The sequence below is a fragment of the Micromonospora sp. CB01531 genome (genome assembly GCF_001905095.1).
In the GTDB taxonomy this organism is placed as follows: domain Bacteria; phylum Actinomycetota; class Actinomycetes; order Mycobacteriales; family Micromonosporaceae; genus Micromonospora.
The window spans coordinates 1-7,020 of sequence record NZ_LWLS01000020.1 but is presented as its reverse complement, the minus strand read 5'-3'; the positions used below and the strand labels follow the sequence as shown (position 1 = coordinate 7,020).

Here is a 7,020-nt window from a genome sequence, read left to right as displayed (position 1 = left end):
ATCCAGATCTTGACCTATCGCCGGTCGCTCTAACATCATCGAGTCGCCCAACGCCCGGTTCCGGCAAGCCGCTCGCCGCCGCGGGCGCTTCCGGACCGAACAAACCTTCGGTTGGCTGATGCAACACTGACGACTCGTCCGTGACCAACGTTGGGATCACATACGCAAGGTCGATGATCTTGCGAAGACGGTGTTCTCGGGGTTGTCCCCGCTGGTGATCGATGGCGTGGTGGACGACGGAGAGCGCATCCTGGTGCTGGCCCGGACTCCCGAAGGGACGGTGGCCTGTCCGCGCCGCGTGGCTGCGTCGGGCAGAGTAACGGCACTACCGGCGGACTGTCGCGGAGGTTCCGGTCGATGCCTGGCCGGTGGTGGTCCTGGTAGGCGTGCGTAGTCTGGTGTAGAGCCGGCTGCCGGCAGACGATCCGGGAACAGCTTGCCGGCGTCTTGGAGCGTTATCAGCGTCGCACGCCCCGGTTGGCCAGCCAGATCGGTGTGGTGCGGGACTTGATCGGCCGTGGCGGTGCCCGGGTGTTGTCAGCTTTGGGCGGTGGTCGTGTCCCGGCACACCGCGTTGCGGGCGCTGTTGGGGTTGCCGCTGCCCGTGCGGCGGGTGCCCCGGGTGCTCGGGTTTGATGATTTCGTGCTGTGGCGATGTCGCCGCTACGCCGCAGTTCGGGTCGACGTGGTGACTGGTGAGCGCATCGATGTGCTGTCCGACCGTCGGGCCGACACCCTAGAAGTGTGGCTGGGCGAGTACCCGGTGTCGAGGTGGTGTGCCGGGACTCCTCTGGCGCCTACGCCGAAGCGGTCCGCCGCACCCGCCCGGGGTGTTGCAGGTGGCGGACCGCTGGCATTTGTGGCACGTGTGCCGTGAGGCGCTGATTGATCGAGTGGGGTGGGAGACCGTGCGCCACGCGCCGTTGTGATTCGTGTGCGGGAGCGCTGTTCCGTTTTTGAGCGAACCGCATGCTGCCGCCTCGGCAGAAACGCGACATTTCCCCGCGGGTGATCGCGACGATGGCATCGATTCGGGCAAAGCGTGTGAATCGCAGCAGACTGCCGCCAGGGGTCTCTGTGAGTCGGCTTCCTGTGCTGTGGCTTATACGGGAGTGCCGAGGCTTGACGGGTAAGACGACCGGTCATATTGTAAGAGTCGGACTGACAGATGCGGAGGACGACGATGCCGAAGCCGAGCCTGCGGGAGTCGCTGCTGGAGGCGGGCCTGGCCGAGTTCCACACGAACGGCTACGCCGCGACCGGCGTCGCGGCTATCGCCCAGCGTGCCGGTGGCCCGAAGGGCTCCTTCTACAACCACTTTGCTAGCAAGGAAGAACTAGGGCTGGCGGCCTTGGACAGCTACGGCCACAGCCGCCGACTCGACATGCTGCGCGACCCCTCAATGCCGCCACTCGACCGGATCCGGCGGCATCTGGCCTACCTGCGCAGCGACCTGGCCCGTCACGACTTCACGCGGGCATGCCTGCTCGGCACCTTCGCGGCGGAGTCAGCCGGGTCGAAAGCCATCAGCCAGGCCGCCCGCGCCGGGCTGGAGGACTGGGTGGACGTTCTCACCGAAGCGATCGAGGCCGCACGGCACGACGCCGAGTTCTCCGGCGCCCTGCCCGCGCGCAGCCTGGCGCAACTGATCGTGGACGCGTGGGAGGGCGCCGCACTGCGAGCGAAGGCGTCCGGTGACCCGGCACCGATCGACAACCTGCTCGAACTCGTCTTCGGCTCGATCTTGGCGGCTGACGCCGAGAAAGCCTGACCTGGACGGGTCGCCTCCGCATTCGCAGTCGCCCGGAACGGCGGTCCTTCTCGGCAAGGCTGCCGTCGAAGTCAACCCGGCCGCGTCCCCACAACCCACCGCACATCGCCAACCTGTAACCGCAAGCCACGAAACAAGGAGCATGAGATGAGCGACCTGTTGAGCCATGTCCTAGAGGCGTCGGGCGGGACCGCGCGGTGGCGCGATCTCACGACTATCTCCGCCCGCATCGACTACGGCGGACCGTTCTGGGAGCTGAAGGGACATCCCGCGTTCGCCGGCGTCGCCCAGGTGGACGCCGATGTGCAAGCCGAACGTATCCGGCACCGCCACGAGAGCACCGGCGTCGTGACGGAGTATGACAAGATCGCCGACCGCGTCACCGTCACGGCCCCCGACGGATCGACCGAGGTCCTCGACCACCCACGCAAGAGCCTGCACGGAGCCGCGCTCGAGACGCCGTGGACCGCGGCGCAGACGGCGTACTTCCGTGGCTACGCGACGTGGCACTATCTCGTCGAGCCGTACCTGTTCACCTTGCCCGGCGTCGAGACGCAGGAAGTCGAACCGTGGATCGAGGATGGCGCGAAATGGCGCGTATTGAGCGTGGCCTTCCCGCCGTCGATCGACACTCACAACACGACGCAGCGCTACTACTTCGATGAGGTGTTCCACCTGCGCCGCATGGACTACCAGCCCGAGGTCGTCGGATTCTCCCCGACCGCCCACTACATCCTCGAGGAGACCGAGGTCGACGGCATCGTCGTGCCGACCAGGCGATCGATCCACCGCCGCAACGAGGACGGCACCGCCGATCGCAGCTTCGCGGTGATCACACTCGACCTCACCGACCTCGCCTTGCGCTGACCGGAAAACGGCGTCTTCGGGCGGTCCAACCTGGGCACGCCCGAAGACGCCGCTCGCCAGGCACTGGCCCGGCACCCCCGTGCGGTGTCGCCATCACCGTCCACAGCGACGGCTGCACCCTGGCCCAATGCGCCGACACATCGGTGAAGAGCACATGCCAGCCGGCCCCGCTCAGGCAGGCAGTGGGGGACCGGCCGCGGAATGGACGTCCTCGATCAGCGACATGGTGATGACCGAGTGCGACGAGGTGAGATTGGTCGGCTCGCGGCGGACCGTGGTGGCGAAAGCCCGCAACTGGTGGACGTACGAGGCCGCGCTGTCGAACCGTTCACGACGGCGCCGACCGTCGAGGACCACAGTGAATCGACCACAAATGCGGAACGACGAGTTGCTGACCGTCAGTGTGCCGCGGTCGACGATGGCCTGGGCCCGGATGCGCAGAGGACTCGACGACCACATCGACGCACGCAGGTGGCCAGTCCCGCCCCCGGGGAAGCCGATATGCGCGGTCATCGTCCGGTCGACATGCCGATCGTGCTCGAGTGTCAGGGCATCCGCGTGGGTGACGCTCGGGTCAGCAGAATGCAGGCGTAGGCAGTGCGCGGGGTAACGGTTGGCTCGTGTGTGCCGTAGCCCAGGTGCTCGTCCATCTCCGCCTCAAAGCGTGTCCCTCGGGGACCGCTTGGTCAACTGCTGCAGCAGACCATCGCGGCCCAGTCGACGCCGAACAAGGCGTCGCGATCCGGCAGCGGCCGTTACGCGACGGGCGTGGTGGCCGGTGGCGGTCTGTGGGCATTGGCGGTCCTCGGCCAAGGCTTGGCGCATCTCGCCGGCGATGGGCCTTGTCGACCGCGGTGCACACGACCTGCTTGGCCCAGGACCGGCCGTGGCGGGCCACGACCTGCCCGTCGCGAAACTCGATCAGCGTGTCCAGGGCGGCCACGTCGACCATTCGGGCGATGTTTTTGCGGGTGGGGGTGATCCAGGACCTGCTCCCATTCTTGGCACGTCGGTGAACCGTACCCAACGCGTTTCCGTCGTCTGGGGGGTGAACATCCGTGTGTGGGCGGAGGTGAAGTGCGATGGCAGGACTCGCACTATCAGGTCAGTCGGGTGACTGCTGGGAGGTCGGCCGTTCGGCAGACTGCTCGGCGAGCGTCACCCATAGGCCCGCCGCCGCGGGCCGTCAGGTTGACCGCACGAGTCCTGGCGCGCGAACCACGACCAGCGAATGGTTGCCCGGGTGTTCGCTGTCGTATGGCGGCGTGGAGTTGAATTCTTCGACGGGTGAAGTGCGGTTGTCCCCGGAGATGCGAAGTGTCCTGCTCGGTGGCCAGCAGGCCGCCGTACTGGCGGTCCTGATCGAACGGGCGGGAATGCCGTGTCGCCGCGAGGAGGTCCTGGCTGCTATGCCACCCGATTTCCGTCCGCCAACGGTTGGGCAGATTAGTGCGATCATCTCGAACATCCGCAGGAAGCTGGGGGTGCATCGGATCGCCACTGGGGCGGGCGGATGGTGGCTCGATGCCCCGATCGCTGTCGGCCCTCTCAGTGGGCCAGGCACGATCTCCTACAGGCAGTTCTATCTCGACCTACATCGTCGACGGGTTTGGCTGACCGGTATGCGGTCCGCTATACAGCTTGGTTGGCAGGAGTACATGGTGCTGCGTGTGCTGATCGAGGCGTACGGGATGCCTCGTAGCCGCGACCAGATCTGGCTCGCCATGCCGGCTCGGATCCGTCCAGCCAGAGCCGCCCACGTCGGGGTGATCGTCCATCGCCTGCGTCAGCGGCTGGGCCGAGAGTTGATCATAACTGGCGGTGGCGGCTGGCGGGTCGCCGGCGGCCAGACTCCGGATCAGGTTGTGGGCGCCGCCGGGGCCGTGCGGCTGGACGCGACGACCCGGCGCGTGTGTCTGCCTGACCGGGCCCCGATTGATCTAAGCCCCCAGGAGGCGGCCACGTTGCAGGTCCTTATCGACGCGCGAGGAGTCCCACTCAAGGGCGCGCAGGTCCTGGCGAGTACGCCGGTCGCGACACGACCGAAAAGCGCATCGGCGGTCAGCACTGTCGTATCCCGGCTCCGGAAAAAGCTCGGGCCTGAGCGCATCGAAACCAGTCGGCAGGGTTGGTTTCTGGTCGCCCAAATTCGTCGCCCCACCACCGCGTCGGCGGCTCTCTGAACCATTGGTGCGGACATGAGCATGCGCGGCAGTTGAGGTTGTGTGCGCGGCACCGGTTCGGGGGCCGTTGCCCGGTACGCCGATCCCGGGCCGGCCCTGCGCGGCACCTCTCCGGCCAGGCGGCGTAGCCGGCGAATGGGGGTATTGGACGGTTGCTGGTTGTCGCTCGTCTAGTTGGGCGCTCCACCCTGCAGTCGGGTGGGGGAGTAGCACGGAGCTGGAAGCGGGCCAACGCGGTCTACGTGGGGTAGTCGGATGACGCCGAACAGTTGTGGAGCGCGTTGGGTTCGGTTCGCTTAGCCCTGGCGCAGCTTTCTCGCCCATCCGCGCTCCAGACGCGCTTGGACTGCCTTCCAGCCGTTTTCCAGGACCGGTGGCCGAAGCTGAAATCCACGCTGGGCCATGACCCGGAACCGTGACGAGCAAGGGAGTGCGGCCGTGACTGCTGCCGCCACGAAGAATATCCCGGATGTTGCTGTCGTCTGGCGACGCGCTGACGGGGTGGTCAGTCATCGCCGGCCCGAGTTGGTCGACCAGCGATGGGCAGCCGATCTGGCATGGCGAGGCGGCAGGCCCGGCGAGACACGCGGCATCGAGGCCGACGAGCAGACGATCGCCGTAAATGTCGTCGCTGTTTCCACCGGGATGCCCCTACTCCCGTTCGACCAGAACAACCCGCCGGCCGAACCCCCGCCGGGCTGCCGTGACCGGGAACGGTGGTGCCGGGCGTATGCGGTTTACCTCCAGCATGCGGCCAACGGCAATGGCCGGTGTGGGCGACGTGTGTGCGATGAGCCGTTCCCGTGTGCCGTCCACCGGATTGCCCTACGGGCGCTGGTCGATGCGTGTATGGGAACGACCAAACATTCACCGCTGCCCGGCGCCGGGCGGGTCGTGGCGAGGGGCGGGTGCCGATGGTGTCTCCGGGAGATCGAACTGCACTCGCTGTTCGGCTGGTTCCACGTGGCGCGGGGATTCCTGCTGTGTCAGGAGTCGTCGCCGGGGTGCCCACCGCTGTGCGTCGCGGAGCCAGCCGGGGCGGTGCAACCGACAGGCGACAGCTTGCTGCTCCGTCCGGCTGACCAGGCCTTACCGGGCTCTGGCCGCTCGGCGACATACATCGACGTGCCGCGAGAGAGCGCGAGTTGATGGATGCGTTTCGCCTGCTACCGGACCTCGGCGTCGGCATCGCTCGACCGCGTCCCATGCACGCCGCGTCACCGCGTCCACGTCCTCAGCCCGGTCCGGGCCGCACGTTGAACGACTCGCCGAGAGCGTGCTCGGCGCACCTCACCAAGCTGGACGCACACTTGCCGGTCTCGGCCCCTCGGTCAGCGAGAACGGCGTGCCGGCGATGTGCGCAATCCCCACATCCTATGCGCGTTAGGACGGGCTCATGGTTGTGATCGCCAACATAAACCAAGCGATGCGGCCTCCCAAGGCTGGTGCGGATGGCGCTTCGTCGCGTGGGACGGTGATGGCAGCGCACGTGCGGATGCGTGCGTTGTACGAGACGCATGCCGACGCGATCTTTCGGTTTCTGCTGCGGCTGACGCTAGGCGAGCGGGGTCTGGCAGAGGACCTGCTGCAGGAGACGATGCTGCGGGCTTGGCGCAACCTCGACGCTCTGCCCACCGAGCCAGAGGCGGTGCGTCGCTGGTTGTTCACGGTGTCCCGCCGGATCGCGATCGATGGTGCCCGTGCCCGTCAGGCGCGGCCCACTGAGATCGCGGCACCCGACATCGGGCAGCTGCCGGAGGATCGGGATGCGATGGAGGCCGTGGTATCGGCGGTGACAGTGCGGCGAGCGTTGGCCGGGTTGAGTGAGGCCCACCGGGCGGCCATCATCGAATTGTATTTTCTTGGTCATTCTGTGGATGAGGCTGCTGCCCGACTCGCGGTTCCAGAGGGGACCGTCAAGTCGCGGGCCTATTATGCGTTACGGGCGTTGCGGGCCGCTATCGGGTCAGAACACTTGGTCTAACGACGCGGCCCGGAATACTGCGGTACCGGGCCCGCTACGGATGCCGCTTGGAAGATCACCGCTGGGCAGTTGCGCGGGGATCATGTGGCCCTGGAAGAGGCGCCGGTGAACAACGACACGTCTGGCCGACCCGGTCGATGCCAAGGCGGTCCAGCCGAACCAGACGGTTTGGCGGCTCGGGATGACCCTGTTGGTCATTCTCGGTTCAGGCAGCG

5 protein-coding genes and 1 pseudogene are annotated in these 7,020 nt (G+C 67.0%); 5 read left to right on the top strand and 1 reads right to left on the bottom strand.

The features are described 5' to 3' along the window. Positions 1-160: 160 nt before the first annotated feature. The 3 genes and pseudogenes from A6A27_RS45695 to A6A27_RS05125 all read left to right on the top strand — a co-directional run. A pseudogene (locus tag A6A27_RS45695) lies at positions 161-884 on the top strand (transposase); the annotation flags it as partial. Between the two features lie 299 nt (positions 885-1,183). After that, on the top strand, positions 1,184-1,771 hold the full coding sequence (locus tag A6A27_RS05130) for a TetR/AcrR family transcriptional regulator (protein ID WP_073833351.1): 588 nt from the start codon (positions 1,184-1,186) through the stop codon (positions 1,769-1,771). Between the two features lie 147 nt (positions 1,772-1,918). After that, positions 1,919-2,638, top strand: coding sequence for a hypothetical protein (locus A6A27_RS05125; RefSeq protein ID WP_073833350.1), 720 nt, complete (start codon positions 1,919-1,921; stop codon positions 2,636-2,638). 171 nt (positions 2,639-2,809) lie between these two features. On the opposite strand, the gene A6A27_RS05120 is transcribed toward A6A27_RS05125, so the two are convergent. Further along, positions 2,810-3,151 carry a hypothetical protein gene (locus tag A6A27_RS05120; RefSeq protein ID WP_073833349.1) on the bottom strand — a complete coding sequence of 114 codons (342 nt, stop codon included), beginning with the start codon at positions 3,149-3,151 and terminating at the stop codon, positions 2,810-2,812. Between the two features lie 752 nt (positions 3,152-3,903). Here A6A27_RS05120 and A6A27_RS05115 point away from each other — a divergent pair. Both A6A27_RS05115 and A6A27_RS05110 read left to right on the top strand, forming a co-directional pair. Then, positions 3,904-4,821, top strand: coding sequence for a winged helix-turn-helix domain-containing protein (locus A6A27_RS05115; protein WP_158073946.1), 918 nt, complete (start codon positions 3,904-3,906; stop codon positions 4,819-4,821). A gap of 1,396 nt (positions 4,822-6,217) precedes the next feature. Then, positions 6,218-6,805, top strand: a complete 588-nt coding sequence (locus A6A27_RS05110) for a sigma-70 family RNA polymerase sigma factor (protein ID WP_241825081.1) — start codon at positions 6,218-6,220, stop codon at positions 6,803-6,805. Positions 6,806-7,020: the final 215 nt, after the last annotated feature.